General features: G+C 67.3%; 11 protein-coding genes and 1 pseudogene. 8 read left to right on the top strand and 4 right to left on the bottom strand.

Annotated elements, in window-relative coordinates; genetic code table 11:
* Positions 1–4: 4 nt before the first annotated feature.
* Entirely contained in the window at positions 5–262 is a 258-nt protein-coding gene (vapB, locus tag KAK03_RS20405; protein ID WP_210856544.1) for a type II toxin-antitoxin system VapB family antitoxin, read from the bottom strand.
* Positions 263–675: 413 nt separating this feature from the next.
* On the opposite strand from vapB, the gene KAK03_RS20400 reads away from it, so the two are divergent.
* The 8 genes and pseudogenes from KAK03_RS20400 to KAK03_RS20370 all read left to right on the top strand — a co-directional run bounded on the left by KAK03_RS20400 (position 676) and on the right by KAK03_RS20370 (position 8032).
* Positions 676–1200: a TolC family protein gene (locus KAK03_RS20400; RefSeq protein ID WP_210856543.1), complete on the top strand. Its 525-nt coding sequence runs from the start codon at positions 676–678 to the stop codon at positions 1198–1200.
* Between the two features lie 15 nt (positions 1201–1215).
* On the top strand, positions 1216–1449 hold the full coding sequence (locus tag KAK03_RS25535) for a transposase (protein ID WP_375140993.1): 234 nt from the start codon (positions 1216–1218) through the stop codon (positions 1447–1449).
* A gap of 511 nt (positions 1450–1960) precedes the next feature.
* Complete coding sequence (locus KAK03_RS20395) at positions 1961–2821, top strand: hypothetical protein (protein WP_210856542.1); 861 nt, start codon at positions 1961–1963, stop codon at positions 2819–2821.
* 59 nt (positions 2822–2880) lie between these two features.
* Positions 2881–4611, top strand: a complete 1731-nt coding sequence (locus KAK03_RS20390) for an AIPR family protein (RefSeq protein ID WP_210856541.1) — start codon at positions 2881–2883, stop codon at positions 4609–4611.
* A gap of 68 nt (positions 4612–4679) precedes the next feature.
* Positions 4680–5643: pseudogene (locus KAK03_RS20385) on the top strand (IS5 family transposase).
* Between the two features lie 194 nt (positions 5644–5837).
* Entirely contained in the window at positions 5838–6719 is an 882-nt protein-coding gene (locus tag KAK03_RS20380; RefSeq protein ID WP_210856540.1) for a ParA family protein, read from the top strand.
* On the top strand, positions 6716–7117 hold the full coding sequence (locus KAK03_RS20375; protein WP_210856539.1) for a hypothetical protein: 402 nt from the start codon (positions 6716–6718) through the stop codon (positions 7115–7117). Before KAK03_RS20380 ends, KAK03_RS20375 begins: the two co-directional genes overlap by 4 nt.
* Before the next feature lie 90 nt (positions 7118–7207).
* The gene (locus tag KAK03_RS20370) at positions 7208–8032 is read left to right on the top strand and encodes a hypothetical protein (RefSeq protein ID WP_210856538.1); all 825 of its coding nucleotides are present in this window, start codon (positions 7208–7210) and stop codon (positions 8030–8032) included.
* Positions 8033–8129: 97 nt separating this feature from the next.
* Here the strand turns inward: KAK03_RS20370 and KAK03_RS20365 are convergent, their stop codons facing one another.
* The 3 genes from KAK03_RS20365 to KAK03_RS20355 form a co-directional block, all read right to left on the bottom strand.
* The gene (locus KAK03_RS20365; protein ID WP_210856537.1) at positions 8130–9509 is read right to left on the bottom strand and encodes a hypothetical protein; all 1380 of its coding nucleotides are present in this window, start codon (positions 9507–9509) and stop codon (positions 8130–8132) included.
* Between the two features lie 13 nt (positions 9510–9522).
* Positions 9523–10509, bottom strand: coding sequence for a hypothetical protein (locus tag KAK03_RS20360; protein WP_210856536.1), 987 nt, complete (start codon positions 10507–10509; stop codon positions 9523–9525).
* Between the two features lie 100 nt (positions 10510–10609).
* Entirely contained in the window at positions 10610–21646 is an 11037-nt protein-coding gene (locus KAK03_RS20355) for a beta strand repeat-containing protein (RefSeq protein ID WP_210856535.1), read from the bottom strand.
* Between the last annotated feature and the right edge of the window lie 143 nt (positions 21647–21789).

Below are 21789 nucleotides of genomic sequence, written 5' to 3'. Positions count from 1 at the left end.
AACATCAAAACCGGCGCTCCTGGACGGGCAAACGTTCCGTCTCCGCCATGAAGTCAGCCGACGCGGTCAAGCCCAAAGCAAAAAAGCCGGACCAATCCGTGGGTCGCGGCGTCAACACAACGCTCTCGCCCTCGCGGCGGATGAATACCTCGCGCACCGACTCCGGAAACCGAAACTCAAGCGGCATCGTCACCGTCTGGGAGCGGTTGTTCCAGCCGATGCGCGCGGTGGGACGTTGCTTGGGGGTGTGCTGCTCTGCCATATGGCATAGCATATGGCAACATCATGCTTTCGGCAAGCCTGATGCTCCCCCTATTGCCGCCCGTCCATCCGCCAGCCATCCTGGAGTGGGCACATGATCCGCCGCAGGCGCGAGCCACACATCGGCGCACCGATGAAGAAGATTCCCGGTGTCCTCCCAGTCCAAGCCACGTCCCCCCCAAGCCGCTCACGCGGTTCAAGACACTGCGCAACCGGGGCGCGGAACTGTTGCAGTCCATCCTCGACATGAAGGCCGGCCGAGTCCAGGTGGTTCACATGCCGACCAAAGAGGCGCACGCAGAGGTCAGGCCGTCGCCGCGGGAGTCTGGCCAACCCTCACCGACAGGACCCGGCTGACCCACAGCGGCGCACGCGCTGCCCCAACCGCACCAGCGCGCCACCTGCGCCGCCGAAGTGCTGCAACTGGAAGCCCAACAGCACGCCGCCGAACAACTGGCCAACGCCACCGCCGCCAGCCAGCGCCCCCAAGTGAGCTGGGCCGTGCAGGCCAGCCGCGACCTGGCCGGCGACCGCCAAAGCCAATGGCAGGCCGGCGTGACCCTCAGCCTGCCGCTCTACAACCCCGGCGCCGCCCCCGCCGAGCGCGCCGCCCGCCAACGCGCCGAAGCCGCCCGCCTGCAGCGCGAAGACACCCTGGCCACCCTGCTCAACCGCATCGACCAGGTCCAGGGCCAAGCCGAAGCCGCCTTCACCCGCGCCCGCGACGTGGTGCAGGTCCTGCGCGACTCCGAACGGGTGCGCGACGACACCCTGCAGATGTGGCAACAACTGGGCCGTCGCTCCCTCTTCGACGTGATGTCGGCCGAGGGCGACCACTTCAACCTGCGCCTGGCCTATGTGGACGCGCTGCACGATGGGCAGCAGTCGGTGGCGCTGTTGTGGTCGTTGGCGGGTGGGGTGGGGCAGCCGTTGCGCTGAGCGAGGCGGGCGCCGCTGAGGCGCTCGTACCCATCCATCGCGGAAGTTGGGCGCATTAATTCTGTCGGTGCTGTCGACCTCCAGCGTGCGTGCCATAAGCCCAGGCGTTCAACGCACACGCACTTGGCCACGAGCGAGTTCATCAGCCGGCAGTTCCAGCGCGTGCTGCCCGTCGGCCTGCAGCGCATCCGGCACAACAGCGTGCGGCCAACGGCTCCAAGAGGACCCAGTGGGCCCAGACCCGAGTAGCATTGGAGCAGCCCGCTGCAGGTGATCCAGATCCCGCACGGCCTGCGCCGTCTGCCAGCCCCAGGGGCCGGCATCACCTCAGCACATGCTGGCCCGGGCGCCGCAACTACACACGCCGAGTCTAGCCAACACACACCGCCGCAGCGCCAGCACTCAATATGTGGCGCGGAGCAGCTGTGCGCCACCCGCGCAGGGCTGACACCGCGCGATGCGCACGGGCTCAGCGCCGTTACCCGCAGCGCCGCGCCAAACCGAGCAAACCCCCATGCCGGGGGGCTTTACGCCGGCGGCCCTGCCACCATAATGGGCTCAAACAGCGGCCCCGGGCGATCCAATCCCCATTAAGCCGCCACAGAGGCCTCCGCGGCTAGGGACGGCACGATGGTTCAGTTCAACACGGTTTATCTGCCTCGGCTGCCCGCCGAGCACGCTGCCGGCCGTCGTGCTCGGCAGATAAACGCTATCTGTTGGGCACCAGTAGCATCATCGCTTTCGAAAGGAGATTTCGTTCATGTTCAGTGTTGAAAGCAGAGCAATTTCCAGCTTCGGAACGCGAAGCGACATGTACGCCACGATCGTTCATCTGCCTCAGCGGCTAGAGGGGGATCTGCCGGATTTTCTAGCAAGTTGCGTTGGCATCCCAAATGAATGCACGACAACTTATCAGCAGTACCTTGATCTCGCCTCCCTAGGTCCACTTCCTCCCGGTCACAATGGAAAGCATCGACCAAATCACGAGAAAGTTCCTACTTGGCTTGAGACGCAAAATGCATTCATCCGTCAGTCGCTTAATGTGCAGTTGTCTTTGAGAAGGCCTGCAGTCGTTGTTGATCTCGACAGGAAAGAGATCACTGTCCAATGCCTCCAACGGAGAAATATTGCTTGGCACGGTTTGAGATATTGGCTTGAAGAAGTTAGCGGAAGCCAGTATTTGCAAGATCGCAAAATTCCAAAGCTAAGCGGTGAGTTGCTGGCCGCGTACTCAATGATGCTCGATGAGCTTCTCCTCGACCCTGAGGACGTAGAGTCATCGGAGCGCTATTTTGAAGAAACACTTAAGCACTATCAGCTAGCGTTTTCTCATTCGCCTGAAATCGGAAGCATTACCTTACATGAATTGCTAAAGGGTGGTATCAGGTCTGCCTGTCTGCTGCCCCTTGCAACCGGGGTATGGGCCGGACACACGAATCTGCTAAGCGGCGATTTGCTGACTGGATTTGAAATGGTTGGGGCTGGTGGCGGAATGACGATCTGCGCACTTAGCACGCTGTGGGTATCTGATCGAATAATGCGGGGCATCAAGAGCTTTGGCCCCACTGAAGGCTCCCAACCCATCGCTCCAGGGGACGCGCCCCAAGCGGCGCGTCCCTGAGCTTCACGTTAGACCCAACAACTTGTCGAATCGACCACTACAACATCCAGGAGGAAACCATGACAACAAGCGCAGTCACCGATCTTTTCAAAGGCCAGCTTGATACGGAATTATTGCATCTGGCGACATCCCGCCCATACTTGAATCTAGTGAGTCAACAACCCGACCCAGGCGTCGCTTTTCCTCACTGGTACTTCGAGAGAATCGAGCAAATGACCAAATCCGAAGCGGATGAAATCATAACCGATGGATTTGAGGATGAAAAAATTGATGCAATTGATATATCAGAAGATGGCTCGACAGTTCGATTCTTTCAGTTTAAAAATCCAAAATCAAAACACAGCGGAATTGAAGATGCAGCAGTAGACGGACTGCTTGCAACCATAGATGTATTCCTGCTGCCAAGAAAAAAGAAAACAGGCCTTGAAGACATATTCAACGAAATCAGGTCCGCAATACGGACCGCGTACAAAATTGTTTTCGTCTCATCAGGCAAAGGACTATCCAAATCCCAGCAGTCGAGGATTGAATCAAAACTTAATGCCCTTAATGGACCGAATCGAAACGCCTTTAGTTACGAGGTCGTCACACTCAACGACCTGCTAGATAAGATATATCTACAGAGCATACCCACCGTCAACTCCGAAATTCAATGGAAAATTGACACCCCACCATATCAGACAAAAATAAGCGAGCACAAATCTCTGGTCTGCCATGTGGACGGGAAAAGCCTGTCAGACACATTCGAAACCCACGGTGAAAAACTCCTTCAACAGAACATCAGAAACAGTGAGGGCGCCACCGCAGCGAACAAAGACATTTACATCAGCGCCACATCAAGCGAAAGCGAGAACTTCTATTTCTACAACAATGGCATAACAATATTATGCGATGAATGGGAGTACGATCAACCTTCATGGATCTTGCGGATCAAGCGCCCTCAGATTGTCAATGGTGGGCAAACCATTCGCCAAATTCATGCAGCGAGCCAAGACAAGAAACTGAAGGCTGACGTTAAGGTACTGCTTCGTGTGATCTCTATCGGTGGCAACAAAGACTTTGCAGGCCATGTCGCTGTAAACCTCAATAATCAAACAATCGTAAAGCCTTCATTTCTTAGGTCCAATCACCCGTTCTTTATCCAAATGCAGCATGCGCTTTTGCCGCTTGGATGGTATCTCGAGAGAAAGCCAGGTGACTGGGAAAACCTTACAGACTCGGAGCGAGCTGATTTGCTGTCAAAGATTGGCAATGACTCCAAGATTATTCAACTCCAAAGCGGATGTCAGGCATATTGCGCTGTATTTATCCAAGACCTCGACTTAGCGAAGAAGAATCCGAAGAACATATTCATATCGGCACAATCCGGCGGAAAATTTGAACTGATAGCAATCTCCAACTTTACTGCCGAAAAGCTCGCATTTGCTCATGGCATCATGAAGTCGATTGATGACCTGAAACAGCAAGTAAAGGCACTGAGAAATAAGCCAGCAAAGTCTCAAAACGCAGACCTTGCCAAGCTTCTTGGCTCGCCTACGCCGGTCAAGTGGGACGAGTTCGTATTAATGCTTCCTCAAGCAAGCCTCTTCATTGCCACACTTGTTGGCTATCAAATTGGCGACCAACAGTTCAGTAAAGTCGCTCAAGCCTCTATACAAAAGTACATCAAGAAGGCCGCACTTAAGACCTTTGCGAAGGGGAGCGACTCCGAGGGCTCATGGCCAACATTACTAAAGAGTCAGGCATTCTTTGAGGCAGTTAAAAAGGGTATGCGCATCACAAAAGTCTAAGGAAGGTCTGAATAGATCGCTCCACGTCGTGCTTGGCATCGACGTGAAGCCCTGAGACGATAGGGACCATGAAGCAGCACAGCCTGGGCCTGGGACAGACGGCCAAGCGAACGCGGCGCCGGGAGTTCCTGGACGAGATGGAGAAGGTCGTGCCCTGGGCTGATCTGGTGGCCTTGGTGTCGCCGTATCTCCCTGAAGGCAAGCGGGGCCGCCCACCGTTCTCGCCCGAGACCTTGCTGCGCATTCACTTCATGCAGCAGTGGTTTGCGCTGAGCGACCCGGCGGTGGAAGAGGCGCTGCACGACATGCCGGTGTTCCGCGAGTTCGCGGGACTTGAAAGCTGCGACGAGCGACTATCTGACGAGAGCACAATCCTGCGCTTCCAGTATTTGCTGGAGAAGCACAATCTGGCTGCCCAGATCCTGCAGACCATCAACGACCTGCTGAGCGCCAAGGGCGTGATGCTCAAGAGCGGCACCGTGGTGGACGCCACCTTGATCGCTGCACCCAGCTCGACCAAGAACAGCAGCGGTGAGCGCGACCCGGAGATGAAGCAAAGCCGCAAGGGCCAGCAGTGGTACTTCGGCATGAAGTGCCACATCGGCGTGGACATCGAGTCGGGCTTGGTCCACACGGTCAAGGGCACCAGCGGCGCGGTCAACGATGTGATCGAGGCCAACAACCAGATGCCCAGCAGCGACCGCGAAGTCTTTGCAGACGCGCACTACCATGGGGCAAGTAAGCGGCCCGACGCCCGCGACGGCGTGACCTGGCATTTCACCATGCGGCCGGGCTCGCGCAAGACGCTGGACCCAAGCGATCCGCTGGGTCGACTCGTCCAGCAGTTGGAGCGCGTGAAGGCCGGCATCTGGGCGCGGGTTGAACATCCCCTTCCGCGTGGTCAAACGCCAGCTCGGACATGCCAAGGTTCGCTACCGCGGTCTGGCCTAGAACAGGGCGCAGCTGCACACGCTGTTTGCGCTGGCCAACCTGTGGCTGGTGCGGCGCAAACTCAACGGAGCGGCGGCATGAGTGCGTCTGTAGCCTGCCAAATGGGCCTCGCCACTGCAGATTCCGTAGCCCGAACGCGGTCGTCTGGTGCGAATCTGCGGCTGGCGGCATCACATTCACATCGATTCAGCGCATTGCCATGCTCACGCGGGCTTTGTGCAAACCTTCCTTAGGCGTCAGAATCCACATATATTGCGCCCATACAAGGAGGCACCTTGAAGACCATCGCAACTATCAACTTCAAAGGCGGCGTCGGCAAGACGACCGCCACCTGGGCGCTGGGCAACGTTGCAGCTCGCGACGCTGGTGTCAGCTCGCTAATTTTTGATCTCGATGCCCAGATGTCGCTTACCCAGGCTATAGCGCTGAACGAAGACGGAAATCCATTTAAGGATTTCACTAATTGGTACGAGCGGTCAATAAGCAAGAAGAAAACAATCTTTGACGCGCTTGATGAGTTCACCAAGCCAACCGCGTTCAATTTCGGCGTCAATCATGACTTTATCTACAAGATATCTGATCGCTATCACTTTGTGCCGTCTGTCGAAGACCTTTACTGGACAGAGTTGGAGTTGTTTGATCGCGAGAAGGTGAAATTCTTTATTCAGCGTCTATTGGAAAAAGTACAGAACTCATCGAATGTGCCTAAGTACAACTATGCGCTGTTTGATTGCCCACCCTCGTTCAGCCTTTTGAGCTACTCCGTCTTGTCTACCTGCGATCTCGTCCTGATCCCAATTAATCCTGACTTCTTCGCGGCAAAAGGCCTGTCGCTGCTATTAAACAGCCTTCGCATGCGTATAGAACCATTTCCGGTTCCCAAGATTGGCGTTTTCATGAACCGTGCGAAGAAACCCGGAGGGAGCTCAATCAAGCATTACAGCAACGAGACTCAGCGCTACCTTGATGATGCGGCGGATGTCCTGAGGCATGTAGCTGCTGACCGTGGCCTGAACGTGAGACTGTTTGACCAAGCCATCTTTGACAAGGTTGGCATGAAGCGCGCCATTCAGGAGGGTCTTCCCACAGACTTTGCTGCACAATATTCGAATCTCTGGAAGCAAATTCAAAGCTTCTTGAACGAGAAGACAAAATGACTAACGACGAACTTCGAGAAGAACTTTTCAAGCTTCATGAGAAGCTAGACCGAGTGCTTGCGCTACTAGACGTGAAGGCCGCGTCCGCGCAAAAAAAGGCGTCAGACCGCAAGGCGAAGCAAGAAAAAACTCTACCCCTGACCGAAGAAGAAATTAAGCAGCAACAAGAGCGATTCCACGAACTTTTCTCTCGATGGATGAGCGGCTTTGAGATTGAGGTCCAAAGTGAACTAGAGGCGGCAGATGCAGACGCGCTTAGGCGCTTTGCGGACGCAAACAACCTGAACATCACGACAAAGACACCCAAAGCCAGGGCGCTGCAGCTAATCGCAGCGAGGTTTCGTGAGAAGCGGCAACTAATGCATGGGCTGCCGTCGAGGCGGGATGCTGACGCCTAACCGGTTGCTTAAGCTGACGCCAAAAGGCTCTGCCCTTTGGCGCCCTCCGCTTTGCTACTGCGCAGCTTACCGCGGGCGTTAGGCGTAGCAATGCCCCGCATCGCGCTCTTTGCAGACATTGCCGGCCGACCCACACTCTCCACTGTGGCGAATCCGCTCACAACGGCGGCTGCGGTGGCCTTTTATCAAGCGGACTTGCCCGAACTCCGATCCAAGACGCCCATTCAGTTACCAAAGTGGAAGAACCAGTCGAAGGCTGGTGTCCGCAAGGCTGCGAAGTTTCTACAAGACCATGCGATCGTCGTCTCGTCAGTTACTGTAAATCGAGATACTCCGCAGTGGCGCAGCGCAATCAAGGACGCCGAACTGCTCCACTCAAGGATCGCAAGCCAATCACGCGCAAAAGCAGGTTGGGCAAAGCTACCGGTCGTGCTTGCCTATGAGTTGCTTTCAAGAGCGTGCTTCATGGCTCTCGCTCACGTTCTACGGGAGGACCGACCAAGACATGTCTTCTCTGACTTGGGCGGTACGGCCATCGAATGCGACGTCACATGCGATAAGGAGTTCAGTTCGGCCGAGGACATTGAAGTCTTCAAGTCGTTTTGGAACGAGTCCAACGTGCCTGCCGCGGCCCTTTGGCAGCTTGGGTACACCGTTTCTCATCCGAACGTGACCGTGACTACCGACGAAGACGAACGTCTGTTGATGTGGGCAGACATAGCTGCAGGCTTGTGCCACAGCGCACGTCTGGAACAACCCGGAACGATATCCATGCCCCTGTCCTGCTCTGTGTCTCGTCGGGTCTTGGAGCCGCTTCGTGCTGACAACAAGCTAGTCCTAGATGCATACGCGTTCGGAACCAAGTATGACGATGTGTTCGGCGAGGCTATGTCTGCGGCCCGCGGCGACGCGTAACCTATCGCTGGAAACAACGCCCACCGACATGGCACTTGGTCCGCTTCCCGGCCTAGGTCATCATCCGTCCAGCGGGCCAAGCGCCATGCCGGGGTATTCAGGCCTCCAGGGCCAGATGCTTGTGCATAACCCTGGCGCGACTACGCTCTGCCAGCGAAGTGTCTGTACGGGTCAGCACCAACCGCACACGGCTGGAGCCCGGGTCGGCAACTGGCATCCCGCCGTCATCCAACACCCCAGCATGCAACAGCGACAACCGCTGCTGCAGCGTCCCGCGCTCCCAGAACCGATCCAGCCACGGGGCCAGCCGTTCGGCCCAGTTGGACGCATCGCCCGCGCCTAGCTGAAGCACCAATCGCCCCTCCGCCGCCAGCAGCCGCAGCGCGGTGTCCAGCAGCGTCGCGGTGGCAGGGTCATCCAGCCGCCGCTCACCCACATCAATCAGGGTCCACTGCCCATCGCCAAGCGGCAGCGCAGCGGCATCCAGGGGGCCGACAGCATCACCGCCCTCCCCCACGTTGAACCAGCCCGGCCGGTAGCCTGAGCGGCCGTCGTCCAGGTGCAGTCGGTCGGGCACCGGCAGCGCGCTGCCGGCCAGCTGTGCAGCCGCCCACACCTGCTGGCCCAGTTGCCACGCGGCGCGTGCACCGTCCAGTCGGTCGTCAGACAAGCGGCTGCGCCAATCGCGCTCGACGATGCCGGCGAACTCCGGCCCGCCCAGGCCGTCGGCCAGGGCGCGCAGCAGGTCGTCCGCCCGCGCCTCGAACCAGCGGATGTGCGCGTGCGCGGCATCGTTGGGCAGTGCAGCACGATTGCCCACCTCGGCCAGCACGGGCACGCCGTGGCGCTGGGCCAGGCGCAGGGCCATCAGGTCGGGGGCGGCGTCGTCGCGTGGCAGCAGGGCCAGCCAGGCTTGGGCCTGGCTGAGCAGGGCGCGGCGTTCGGGGCCGGCCAGGGGGACGTCGATGCGGTGCACGGGCAGGCCCAGGCGTTGCAGGCCGGCCAGCACGGCGTGCTGGCGGTCGTTCAGCGGGCCTTCCACCACCAGGCCCAGCGGGCGTTGGGGGGTGGGCTGCCAGGGCGTGGCGGGGTCGGGGGCGGGCTGCCACAGGGCGTAGGGCGGCGCCTCGGGCGCGTCGGCGCGGTAGGCGGCCACTGCGGCGGGGTCGGCATCCAGCACGGGCCAGCGCTTGAGCAGGCGGCGGGCCTGGGTGGACAGGGCGCTGGCCTCGCCGGTGCCGCGCACCAGCACGCAGGCGTGGCCCTGGGCGGCGGCGGCGTCAAAGCCGTGTTCCACGCCGATCACGTAGTTGATGGCGCCGGGCTGCAGGCGGCGGCGGGCCAGCGTGGGTGCCAGGCCCAGGGCGCGCAGGTCGTCGCGCAGGGCCAGGGCCAGTTCCAGGTCGTGCAGGCCGGCCCAGGCGCCGGCGGGGGCGGTCACGCACAGGTGGACGGCGGGGGTCGTGTCTTGGCTCATGCTCGGGCCTCGCTCAGGCAGAAAGACTGTCGCGCAGGCGCGCGCGCTGGCGGGCCTCCACCGTGGCCAGGAAGGTGAACACCTCCTCGGTGAACAGGCGGCGCTGGTCCTCGATCCACTGCACGTAGGGCGCCAGGCGCTGGGCGTGGGTGGCGTGGTCGGCCATGGCCTCGGCGATGCGCTGCATCACCAGCGGCACGGTCAGCGGGTGGCGCTCGTCGAACTTGTAGCCTTCGGGCAGGGGCACGTCCACCGCGTTGCCGGCGCTGCCCTGGGTGTTGGTGATGACCACGCAGCCGCACAGTGCTGCCTCGCGGGGGATGCGGTCGCGGCCGGGGTGGGGGCCGAAGTCCACATACACCTTGGCGCGGCCCAGCAGCTGGGCCACCTCGGCGGGGCTCATGTTTTCAATCGCCACCCACTGCACCTCGGGCGGTGAGGCCGCCATCAGCTGCTGGGTGAAGGCCAGGCCCTTCTTGGGGTTGTAGGCCACGATGTTCTGGCGCGCACCGCCGCGCAGCGCGCGGCTGCGGTCGAGGATCTCGTCGCGGATGAAGTCGGTCAGCATCAGCGCGCTGGGGCCGCGGGCGGCCACCCACTGGCGGGCGTATTCGCTTTGCGCCAGGTGGACGATCTCGAAGCGGGGGTCGAAGACGAAGTCCAGCGGGCTGCGGGCGGCGCCGCGGCGCAGGGCCTCGGCGCGCGAGAAGTAATGCTCCACGCTCAGCCACCACAGCGCGCGGGTGGCGTGCTTCAGCTCCAGCAGCTGCAGGGTGCCGGTCTCGGGCACCACCACCACGCTGTCGGGGCTGTCGACGATCTCCTTGACCACGCGCGGCTGGTACATGCGAAAGACCGCCGGCGTGGGGTCCGGGTCGTCCTCGGGCAGGTAGAGCATGGCCATGTCGTAGCCCAGGCGTTGCCCGGCATCGACCAGTTGATGCAGCGCCTCGGGGCCGCCGGTGACCGAGGAGGCCGGGCACAGAACGTGGACTTTCATCCGGGCAGTCTAGGCAGCGCCCGGCCTGGCTTAAGCCATGAAAAAGGGCCCGGTGGCGGACTTCTGTCCGCCACCGGGCCCTCTCCGGTTCAGTGCCGGATCAGAGCAGCGGCGTGTGGCGTTGCAGGTCGTCGTTCTCCGTGCGGTAGACGGCGGCCAGCAGGGCCGGCTGCGACGCGGTGGCCGCGGCGTGCTCGGTCAGCGCGGTGGGCAGCGCCTGGCTGGGCGCCACCAGCAGCTCGCCCAGGCTGGGCGGGGTGCTGTCGGCCGCGGGCTGCTGCTTGGCGAACCAGACGTCGGCCATGGCGTGGGTCTGGCCGTCGGTGCTGGTGTAGCTCGACACCAGGCCCAGCAGGTTGCCGTTGTCCACGGCGCCGCCCTTCTGCGCGGCCAGGTCCAGGCTGGCGATGCCCAGGCTGTCCAGGCTGCGCAGCTCGCCGGCATCGGTGACGCCGTCGTGGTTGGCGTCCACCCAGACCTGCAGCTTGGCCCAGTGGGCATCGGCCGCGTTCAGCACGCCGTCGTGGTTGCTGTCTTCCAGCGCCATGGCCTGGTAGCCGTTGCCCACATGGTGGCCGTTGGCATCCAGGGTGCCGGTGCCGAACAGCTCGGTGCCGTTGTTGATGCGGCCGTCACCGTTGCGGTCCATCACCAGCAGGCCGTCGTTACCGCCCACCCAGCCCACCTGGTGGGTGGTGCCGGTACCGGCCAGGTCGAAGTTCACGCCCTGGGCCGCAGACACGGTCTGGATGCCGTTGCCGTCCAGGTCCAGCACCATCGGGGTGACCAGGTAGAGCGCGTCCAGCTGGGCGGCGCTCATCACGGCCACGTCCGCGGCCTCGAAGGCGGCCACCTGGTCGCTGGTCATGGCGGCGATGTCTGCCGTCTGCAGCGCGACGATCTGCTCGGTGGTGAAGGCGGCGATCTGGTCGGTCGTCAGCGCATGGGCCTGGGCGGTGGTCAGCGCCGCCACTTCGGCCGTGCTCAGCGCGGCGAACTGGGTGGTGCTGAGGGCCGCCACCTGGGCCGTGGTCAGCGCGGTGAACTGGCTGGCGCCGATGGCCTGCAGGTCTTCGGTGGCGATCGCGGCGATCTGCTCGGTGGTCAGGCGGGCGAGCTGCTGGGTGCCCAGCTCGGCGAACTGAGCGGTGCTCAGCGCGACGATCTGGTCAGTGCCCAGGGCCTGGAGGGCGGCACTGCCCAGCGCACGCAGGTCGGCCGATTCCATCACCGCCACCTGGGCGGTAGTGAGCGCGGCGGCCTGGGTGGCCGTCAGTGCAGCGGCCTGCAGGCTGGTCAGCGCGACGATGTCCTGGGTCTCCAGGGCCTGGATGGCCGCGGTGTCCAGCGCACGCAGGCCGGCGGTGCCCAGGGCCACGATCTCGGCGGTGCCCAGGGCCACGATCTGCGCGGTGTCCAGCGCGTCCACCTGGGCGGTGGTCAGCGCGGCCACCTGGGTGGCGGTCAGCGCGTCCACCTGGGCGGTGGTCAGGGCCAGCACCTGGTCGGTGGTCAGGGCGCGAAGGTTGACGGTGCCTAGCGCAGCCATGTCGGCGGTTTCCAGCGCGGCGATCTGGGCGGTGCCCAGGCCGGCCACCTGGGCGGTGCTGAGCGCGGCCACCTGGGCGGTGGTCAGGGCCAGCACGGCCTCGGTGGTCAGCGCGGCCAGCTGGGCGGTGCCCATGGCGCGCAGCGCGGCGGTGGCCAGCGACGGCAGGTCAGCGGTGTCGAACGCAGCCATCTGCGCAGTGGTCAGCGCCGCGGCCTGGGCCGAGGTCAGCGCGGCCACCTGGGCCGAGCCCATGGCCACCCACTGGTCGGTGGACAGCGCGGCCACCTGGGTGGTGGTCAGCGCCGCCACCTGGGCGGTGGTCAGGGCGGCCACCTGCTCGGTGCCCAGCGCGCCGACCTGGGCGGTGCTCAGGGCGCGCAGCGCGGTGCTGCCCAGGGCGCGCAGGTCCAGGGTCTCCAGCGCGGCCACCTGGGCGGTGGTCAGCGCCGCAGCCTGGGTGGCGCTGAGGCTGGCATAGGCGGCGGTGCCCAGTGCGTTGAGCAGGTCGGTGCTCAGGGCCGACAGCTGGGCGGTGCTCATCGCCGACACCTGGGCGGTGCTGACGGCGGCCATCTGGGCAGTGCCCATGGCATTGAGCTGGCCGGTGCCCAGGGCCTGCCACTGGCTGGTGCTCAGCGCGGCCAGGTCGGCGGTCTCGATGACGGCCACCTGCGTGGTCGTCAGCGCGGCCACCTGGGCGGTGGTCAGCGCGGCCACCTGGGCGGTGGACAGGGCGACCACATCCTCGGTGTCCATGGCCGCCACCTGGGCGGTCGTCAGGCTGCGCAGCTGGTTGGTGGTCAGCGCGGCCACCTGGCCGGTGGTCAGCGCGGCCACCTGGGCGGTGCCCAGGGTGCTGACCTGGGCGGTGCTCAGCAGGCGCAGGTCGGCCGTTTCCAGGGCCTGGATCTGCGTGGTGGTCAGCGCCGCCGTCTGGGCGGTGGTCAGGCCGGCCACCTGGGCGCCGGTCAGGGCCACCACCTGGGCGGTGGACAGCTCGGCCAGCGTGGCGGTGCCCATCGCGGCCAGCGAGGCGGTGGCGATCTGCGCCAGGTCCACGGTCTGCAGGCCGGCGATCTGGTCGGTGGTCAGCGCGGCCAGCTGGGCGCTAGTCAGGGCCGAGGCCTGGGCGGTGGTCAGCGCGGTGATCTCGTCGCTGGTCAGCGCGGCGAAGGCGGCGGTGCCCAGCGAACGCAGCGCGGTGGTCTCGATCGCCGCCAGGTCAGCCGTCTGCAGCGCCGCCGCCTGGGCGGTGCCGATGGCCGCCACCTGGCTGCCGGTCAGCGCGGCGAACTGGGTGGTGGTCAGCGCGTTCAGCGCATCGGTGGACAGCGCCGCCAGCTGCGCGGTGCCCAGGCCGGCCACCTGCGTGGTGCTCAGCGAGGCCCACTGGCCGCTGGTCAGCGCATTGAGCTGGTCCGAACCCAGGGCGCGCAGCGAGGTGACCGACAAGGCGCGCAGGTCGGCGGTCTCGATCGCGGCCATCTGGTCGGTGCTCAGGGCCGCCAGGTTGGTGGTGGTCAGTGTCTGCCACTGGGCGGTGCCCATGGCGGCGATGGCGTCGGTGGACAGCGCGGCCAGGTTGGCGGTGCCCAGCGCGTTCAGCGTGGCGCTGCCGAGCGCGGCCACGTCAGCGGCTTCCAGCGCGGCGGCCTGGGTGCTGGACAGCGCCGCCGCCTGGGTGCTGGACAGCGCGGCGTACTGCGCGGTGGTCAGCGCCGTCAGGTGGGCGGTGTCCAGACCGGCCATCTGCGACGTGGTCAGACCGGCCACCTGGGTGGTGGTCAGCGCGGCCACCTGGGCCGAGGCCAGGGCGTTGAGCTGGTCGGTCGACAGCGTCCGCAGCGAGGCCACGCTCAGGGCGCGCAGGTCGGCGGTTTCCATGGCCGCCATCTGGTCGGTGCTCAGCGCGGCCAGCTGGCTGGTCGACAGCGCGGCCACCTGGGCGGTGGTCAGGGCGCGGATCTGGTCCGAGGTCAGCGCGCCCACCGCGGCGGTCTCCAGGCTGCGCAGCGCCAGCGTGCTCAGGGCCGCCAGGTCGGCGGTTTCCACCGCGGCGACCTGGTCGGAACCCAGGGCGGCGGCCTGTGCCGAGCTGAGCAGCGCGAAGTGGCTGGTGGTCAGCGCGTTCAGGGTGTCGGTGTGCAGCGCGGCGATCTGCGCGGAGGTCAGCGCGGCCGATTGGGTGGTGGTCAGCGCGGCCACCTGGGCCGAGGCCAGCGCGTTGAGCTGGTCGCTGCCCATGGCGGCGATCTGGGTAGCCCCCAGGCGCTGCAGGTCAGCGGTTTCCAGCGCGGCCACCTGGTCGGTGGTCAGCGCGGCCACTTGCGTGGCGCTCAGGGCGCCGGCCTGGGCGGTGGTCAGGGCCACCACCTGGTCGGTGGTCAGGGCGGTCACCTGGGCGGTGCCCAGGCCACGCACGGCGGCGGTGCTCAGGGCCGCCATGTCGGCGGTTTCCAGCGCGGCCAGCTGCACGGTGGTCAGGGCCGCGGCCTGGGCCGTGGTCAGCACCGCGAACTGGGCGGTGCCCAGGGCGTTGAGCTGGGCGGTGTCCAGACCAGCCACCTGAGCAGTGGTCAGCGCGGCCACCTGACCCACGGTCAGCGCGGCCATCTGGGCGGTTCCCAGCGCATTGAGCTGCGCGGTGCCCAGGGCGTTGATCTGCGCATTGCTCATGGCGCGCAGGTCATCGGTCTCCAGCGAGGGCAGCTGGTCGCTGGTCAGCGCGGCGACCTGGGCGGTGCCCAGGGCCATCACCTGGGCCGAGCCCAGGGCGGTGATGGCGTCGGTGCTGAGCGCCGCCACCTGGTCGGTGGACAGGCGCACCAGCTGCGCGGTGGACAGCGCGGCGGCCTGCGCGGTGGTCAGCGCGGCGACCTGGTCGGTGCCCAGCGCGGCCAGCGCGGCCGAGCCCAGCATGCGCAGGTCGGCGGTCTCGATGGCCTGGATCTGGTCGGTGGTCAGCGCGGCCACCTGGGCGGTGGTCAGCGCGGCGACCTGGGCGTTGCCCAGCGCAGCCACCTGGGCGGTGGTCAGTGCGGCCAGGGTGTTGGTGGTCAGCGCGGCGACGGCAGCGGTGCCCAGCGCGGCCAGCGCGGCGGTGGACAGGCTGTCGATCTGGGTGCTGCCGATGGCGGCCGACTGGGTGGCGGTCAGCGACGCGGCCTGGGCCGAGGTCAGCGCGGCCATGGCGTCGGTGGACAGGGCCGCCACCTGCTCGGTGGCCAGGCCCCGCAGCGCGGCGGTGCTGAGCGCCGCCACGTCAGCGGCTTCCAGCGCCGAGACCTGGTCGGTGGACAGTGCCGCGACCTGGGCCGAGCTGATCTGGGCGAACTGCGCGGTGGTCAGGGCGTTGAGCGGGTCGGTGCCCAGCGCGGCCACCTGGGCCGTGCCCAGGGCGCGCACCTGCGCGGCGGTCAGCACGCCGATCTGGTCGGAGCCCAGGGCGTTGAGCGCCTCGGTGCTCAGCGCAGCCACCTGGGCCGTGCCCAGGTGCACCAGGTCGGCGGTCTCGAAGGCGGCCAGCTGGTCGCTGGTCAGGGCGGCGGCCTGGCCGGCGGTGATGACCGCGGCCTGGGCGGTGGTCAGGGCGATGATCTGGTCACTGGTCAGCGCAGCGGCCTGGTCGGTGGTCAGGGCGGCCACCTGGGTGGTGGTCAGCGCCGCCACCTGGGTGGCGGTCAGTTCAACCAGTTGGCCGGTGCTCAGCGCCTGCAGCGCGGCGGTGCCCAGCGACCGCAGGTCGGCGGTTTCCAGCGCGGCCACCTGGTCGGTGGTCAGGGCCGCCACCTGGGCGGTGGTCAGCGCGGCCACCTGGGCGGTGCCCAGCGCGGCCACTTGGGCGGTGTCGAGCGCGGCCAGGGCCTCGGTGGCCAGCGCGGCCACCTGGGCGGTGCCCAGCGCCGCGACCTGCGCGGTGCTCAGGCCGGCCATCTGCTCGCTGCCCAGCGCGGCCGCCTGGCCGGTGGCCAGCGCCGCCACCTGGGCGGTGGTCAGGGCAGCGATCTGGTCGGTGCCCAGCGCGGCCAGCTGATCGGTGCCCAGGCCCCGCAGCGCGGCGGTGCCCAGCGCGGCCAGGTCAGCGGCTTCCAGCGCCACGGCCTGGTCGGTGCCCAGTGCGGCGACCTGGGCGCTGCCCAGGGCGGCGAACTGGGCGGTGCCCAGGGCCACCAGGTTGTCGGTGCTCAGGCCGGCGATCTGCGCGGTGCCCATGGCGGCCACCTGGCTGGCCAGCAGCGCGGCCATCTGGGTGGTGTCCAGGGCGTTGAGCTGTTCGGTGCCCAGCGCGGCCACCTGGGCGGTGGTCAGGGCCACCAGGTCGGCGGTCTCCAGCGCGGCGGCCTGCTCGGTGCCGAGCGCGGCGATCTGTGCCGTCGTCAGCGCGGCGGCCTGGGCGGTGGTCAGGGCGGCGATCTGGTCGGTGCCCAGCGCGGCGATCTGGTCGGTGCCCAGGAAGCGCAGCTGGGTGGTGCTGAGGGCCGCCACCTGGGCGGTGCCCAGCGCGGCCATCTGCTCGGTGGACAGGCTTTGCAGCGCGGCGCTGCCCAGGGTGCGCAGGTCGGCGGTCTCGATCGCCTGGACCTGGTCGGTGCCCAGCGCGGCGATCTGCGCGGTGGTCAGCGCGGCGGCCTGGGCGGTGGTGATGGCGGCGATCTGGGCGGTGTCCAGCGCGGCCAGCGTGGCGGTGGCCAGCGCGGCGATCTGGGCGGTGCCCAGCTGCACCAGGTCAGCGGTTTCCAGACCGGCGACCTGGTCGCTGGTCAGGGCCGCCGCCTGGGCGGTGGTCAGCGAGGCGGCCTGCGCGGTGGTCAGCGCGGCCACCTGCTCGGTGGTCAGCGCGGCCACGCGGGCGGCGTCCAGGCCACGCAGGGCGGCGGTGCTCAGCAGCGCCAGGTCCTGGGTCTCGAGCGCGGCCACCTGGTCTGTGCCCATGGCGGCCACCTGGGCCGAGCCCAGCGCGCCCACCTGGGCGGTGGTCAGGGCGTTGAGCAGGCTGGTGTCCAGCGCGGCGATCTGGTCGGTGGTCAGGCCGGCCACCTGGGCCGTCGTCAGCGCGGCGATCTGGTCGGTGGACAGGGCATTGACCTGGTCGGTGTCCAGCGCCACCAGGCCGGTGCGGCCGATGGCGCGCAGGTCGGCGGTTTCCAGCGCAGCCACCTGCTCGGTGGTCAGCGCGGCCAGCTGGGCGGTGGTCAGCGCCAGGGCCTGGGCGGTGCCCAGGGCCACGATGTGGCTGGTGCCCAGGGCCTGGATCTGGTCGGTGGACAGGTGGGCCACCTGCTGGGTGGCCAGTGCGGTCACCTGGCTGTCGGTCAGCGCGGCGATCTGGTCAGTAGTCAGCGCGCCGATGGCGGCGTTGCCCAGGGCCTGCAGGTCAGCGGTTTCCAGGGCCTGGATCTGGTCGGTGGTCAGGCCGGCGATCTGGGCGCTGGTCAGCGAGGCCACCTGGGCCGAACCCAGCGCGGCGACCTGGGCGGTGCCCAGCGCGGCCAGCGCCTCGGTCTGCAGCGCGGCCAGCGCGGCGGTGGTCAGGCGGGAGGCGGCGGCGGTGGTCAGCGCGGCGACCTGGTCGCTGCCCAGCGCGGCCGACTGCGTGGACGACAGTGCGGCGGCCTGGCCATTGGTCAGCACGGCGATGGCCTCAGTGGTCAGCGCGGCGATCTGGGCGGTGCTGAGCTGGCGCAGCGCGGCGGTGCCCAGCGCGGCGAAGTCAGCGGTTTCCAGCGCGGCGATCTGGGCGGTGGTCAGCGCGGCGGCCTGCAGCGCGCTCATCGCCGCGAACTGGGTGGTGGTCAGCGCATTGAGGTGCGCGGTGTCCATGGCGGCCAGCTGGGCGGTGGTCAGCGCGGCGGTCTGCACGGTGCTGAGCGCGGCCAGCTGGGTGCTGTCCAGGGCGTTGAGCTGGTCGCTGCCCAGGCGCACGATCTGCTGCGTGCTGAGCGCCGCCAGGTCGGCGGTTTCCAGCGCGGCGACCTGGCCGGTGGTCAGCGCGGCCACCTGGGCAGTGGTCAGCTGGGCGGCCTGGGCGGTGGTCAGGGCCTGCACGGCCTGGGTGGACAGCGCGGCGATCTGGGCGGTGTCCAGCGCGCGCAGCGTGGCCACCTTCAGCGCGGCGACGTCGGCGGTTTCGAGCGTGGCCACCTGGGCGGTGGTCAGCGCGGCGGCCTGGGTGGCGCTGAGCGTGGCGAACTGCTCGGTGCCCAGGGCGTTGAGGGTGTCGGTGCTCAGGCCGGCGACCTGCGCCGTGGTGAGCGCGGCCACCTGCACGGTGGACAGCGCGGCCACCTGGGCGCTGCCCAGGGCGTTGAGCTGGCCGGTGCCCAGCGCCACCACCTGCGTGGTGGCCAGGGCGGCGAGGTCGGCGGTTTCCAGCGCGGCGACCTGCTCGGTGCCCAGCGCGGCGATCTGCGTGGTCGACAGGCCGGCGATCTGCCCGGTGCTCAGCGCACGCAGGTTGTCGGTGGACAGCGCGCCGATCTGCGCGGTGTCCAGCGCGCGCAGTTGGGTGACGCTCAGGGCCTGCGCCTGCGCGGTGGTCAGCGCGGCGACCTGGTCGGTGCCCAGCGCGGCCATCTGGGCGGTGCCCAGCGCGCGCAGGTCGGCGGTCTCGAGCGCGGCGATCTGGTCGGTGGTCAGCGAGGCCACCTGGGCGGTGGTCAGCGCCGCCACCTGCAGGCTGCTCAGGCCGGCGACCTGGGCGGTGCCCAGCGCGGCGGCCACATCGGTGCTGAGCGCGGCGATCGAGGCGGTGCCCAGCGCGGCCAGGTCGGCGGTCTCGAAGCCGGCGATCTGGTCGGTGCCCAGCGCGGCGGCCTGGGTGGCCGTGATCGAGGCGGCCTGGCCGGTGGTCAGCGCGGCCAGCTGGTCGGTGCCCAGCGCGGCGACCTGGGCGGTGCCCAGGCCGGCGATCGCGGCGGTGCTGAGGTGGGCGATGTCGCCGGTTTCCAGCGCGGCCAGCTGGTCAGTGCCCAGGGCCGCCACCTGGCTGGCCTTGAGGGCCGCCACCTGGGTGGTGGTCAGGGCTTCGATCTGCGTGGTCGACAGACCGGCCACCTGGGCGGTGCCCAGCGCGGCGATCTGCGCGGTGCTCAGGGTCTGCCACTGGGCGGTGCCCAGCGCGTTGAGCTGGGCCGTGCCCATGGCGGCGATCTGCGCGGTGCTCAGGCTGACCAGGTCGGCGGTCTGCAGCGCGGCCACCTGGTCGGTGCCCAACGCGGCGACCTGGGCGGTGCTCAGCACCGCGTACTGGGCGGTGCCCAGGGCCTGCAGGTCATCGGTGGCGATGGCGGCGATCTGGTCGGTGCTCAGGGCCGCCAGTTGCGCCGTGGTCAGGGCGGCGGCCTGCGCCGTGGTCAGGGCGTCGATCTGGCTGCTGTCCAGCGTGCGCACGGCGGCGCTGCCCAGGGCGACCAGGTCAGCGGTCTCCAGGGCGGCGATCTGCGCGGTGGTCAGCGCCGCCACCTGGGCGGTGCTGAGCGCGGCGACCTGGGCGCTGCCCAGCGCGGCGATCTGCGCGGAATCCAGCGCGGCCACGGTGTCGGCGGCCAGGGCGCGGATGGCGGCGGTGCTCAGGCGGGCCAGGTCCACGGTCTGCAGACCGGCGATCTGGTCGCTGCCCAGCGCGGCGGCCTGGGCGGTGGTCAGCGCCGCGGCCTGGGCGGTGGTGATGGCGGCCAGCTGGTCGGTGCCCAGCGCCGCCACCTGGGCGGTGGTCAGCGCGGCGAAGCTGGCGGTGGCCAGCGCGGCCACGTCGGCGGTCTGCAGCGCGGCCACCTGGGCGGTGGTCAGCGCCGCGGCCTGGGTGGCGCTGAGCCAGCTGAACTGGGCGGTGGTCAGCGCGTTGAGGTTGTCGGTGCTCAGCGCCGCCAGCTGGGCGGTGCTGAGCTTTTGCACCTGCTCGCTGGTCAGCGACACCAGCTGGGCGGTGCCCAGCGCGTTGAGCTGGGCCGAGCCCAGCGACAGCAGCTGCGAGGTGCTCAGCGCCGCCAGGTCGGCGGCTTCCATCGCGGCCACCTGGTCGGTGGTCAGCGCGGCGACCTGGGCGTTCGACAGCGCGCGCACCTGGGCGGTGCTCAGGGCCGCGACATCGGCGGTTTCCATCGCGGCGATGCGGTCGGTGGCCAGCGCGTTGACCTGCGCGGTCTGCAGCGAGGCCACCTGGGCGGTGGACAGCGCGGCGATCTGGGCGGTGGTCAGGGCGGCGGTCTGCTGGGTGGTCAGCTGGCGCAGCTGGGCGGTGCTGAGCGCACTCAGGCCCTCGGTGCCCAGCGCCACCATGGCGGCGGTGCTGAGGGCGCGCAGCGCGCCGGTGGTCAGCGCGGCGATGTCGGCGGTTTCCATCGCGGCGGCCTGCGCGGTGGTCAGCGCGGCGGCCTGGGCGGTGGTCAGGGCCTGGATCTGGGCCGTGCCCAGCGCGTTGAGCTGGGTGCTGCCGAGGTTGGCGACCTGGCCGGTGGTCAGCGCCGCCACCTGGGCAGTGGTCAGCGCCGCGACCTGGGCCGTGCCCAGGGCGTTCAGCTGGGCGCTGCCCATGGCGATGACGTTGCGGGTGCTGATGGCGCGCAGGTCGGCCGTCTCCAGCGCGGCCACCTGGTCGGTGGTCAGTGCGGTGATGCGGCTGACGCTCATCGCGGCGTACTGGGCGGTGGTCAGGGCCCGCAGGTCGTCGGTTTCGATCGCGGCCACCTGGGCGGTGGTCAGCGCATTGAGGTTGGCGGTGCCCAGCGCGGCCCACTGGGCGCTGCCCAGGGCCGCCAGCTGGTCCGACGACAGACCGGCCAGCGCGGCGGTCTTCAGGGCGTTGAGCTGGGCGCTGGCCAGCGCCACCATCTGGTCGGTGTTCAGCGCCTGGGCCTGAGCCACCGACAGCGCATTGACCTGGGCGGTGGTCAGCGCCTGCACCTGCGCGGTGGTCAGGGCATCGACAGCCGCCGTGCCCAGCGCGGCCACCTGGGCGGTGGTCAGCGCACGCAGATCGGCGGTCTGCAGGGCCGCGATCTGGTCGGTGCCCAGCGAGGCCACCTGCCGCGTGGTCAGCGCCAGGTACTGGGCGGTGGTCATGGCCTGGATGGCGTCGGTCGACAGGGCCGCCAGCGCGGCGGTGGACAGGCTGCGCAGGGCCGTGGTGCTGATCGCGGCGGCATCGGCCGACTGCAGCGCGGCGGCCTGGGCGGTGCCCAGCGCGGCGATCTGCGCCGAGCTCAGCGCCGCGAACTGCGCGGTGCCCAGCGCGTTCAGGTTGCCGTTGTCCAGCGCGGCCACCTGGGTGGTGCTGAGCTTGCCCAGCTGCACCGTGGTCAGCGCGGCCATCTGGGCGTCGGTCATCGCATTGAGCTGCGCCGTGGTCAGCGCGGCGATGCCGGCGGTGGTGATGGCGCGCACATCGGCCGTCTCCATCGCCGCGATCTGGGTGGTCGACAGGCCGGACAGGCGGGCCGCGGGGATGGCCGCGATCTGCGCCGTCGTCAGCGCCACGATCTGCGCGGTCGAGAAGGCGGCCCAGTCTTCAGTGGTCAGACGCGCGATCGTCGCGGTCGACAGGGCAGCAATCTGGGCCGTCGTCAGGTTCGGGATATAGGTGGCCATCGAGCACTCCAGGGTGTTGGGTTGGAACCCCTGGATCGGTGCGCACAATGGTCATGCAGCCCGGCCCGAGGGTCCCCGTCGCTCGTGGTTTCGGCTCGGACCTGCATGGAATTAAGCGTTTTCCAGAACTGGCCGGATTTGTC

This window comes from Ideonella alba (genome assembly GCF_018069845.1).
Lineage (GTDB): Bacteria > Pseudomonadota > Gammaproteobacteria > Burkholderiales > Burkholderiaceae_C > Ideonella > Ideonella alba.
The sequence above is the reverse complement of the archived record's forward strand: the minus strand, read 5'-3'. Positions and strand labels throughout refer to the sequence as shown.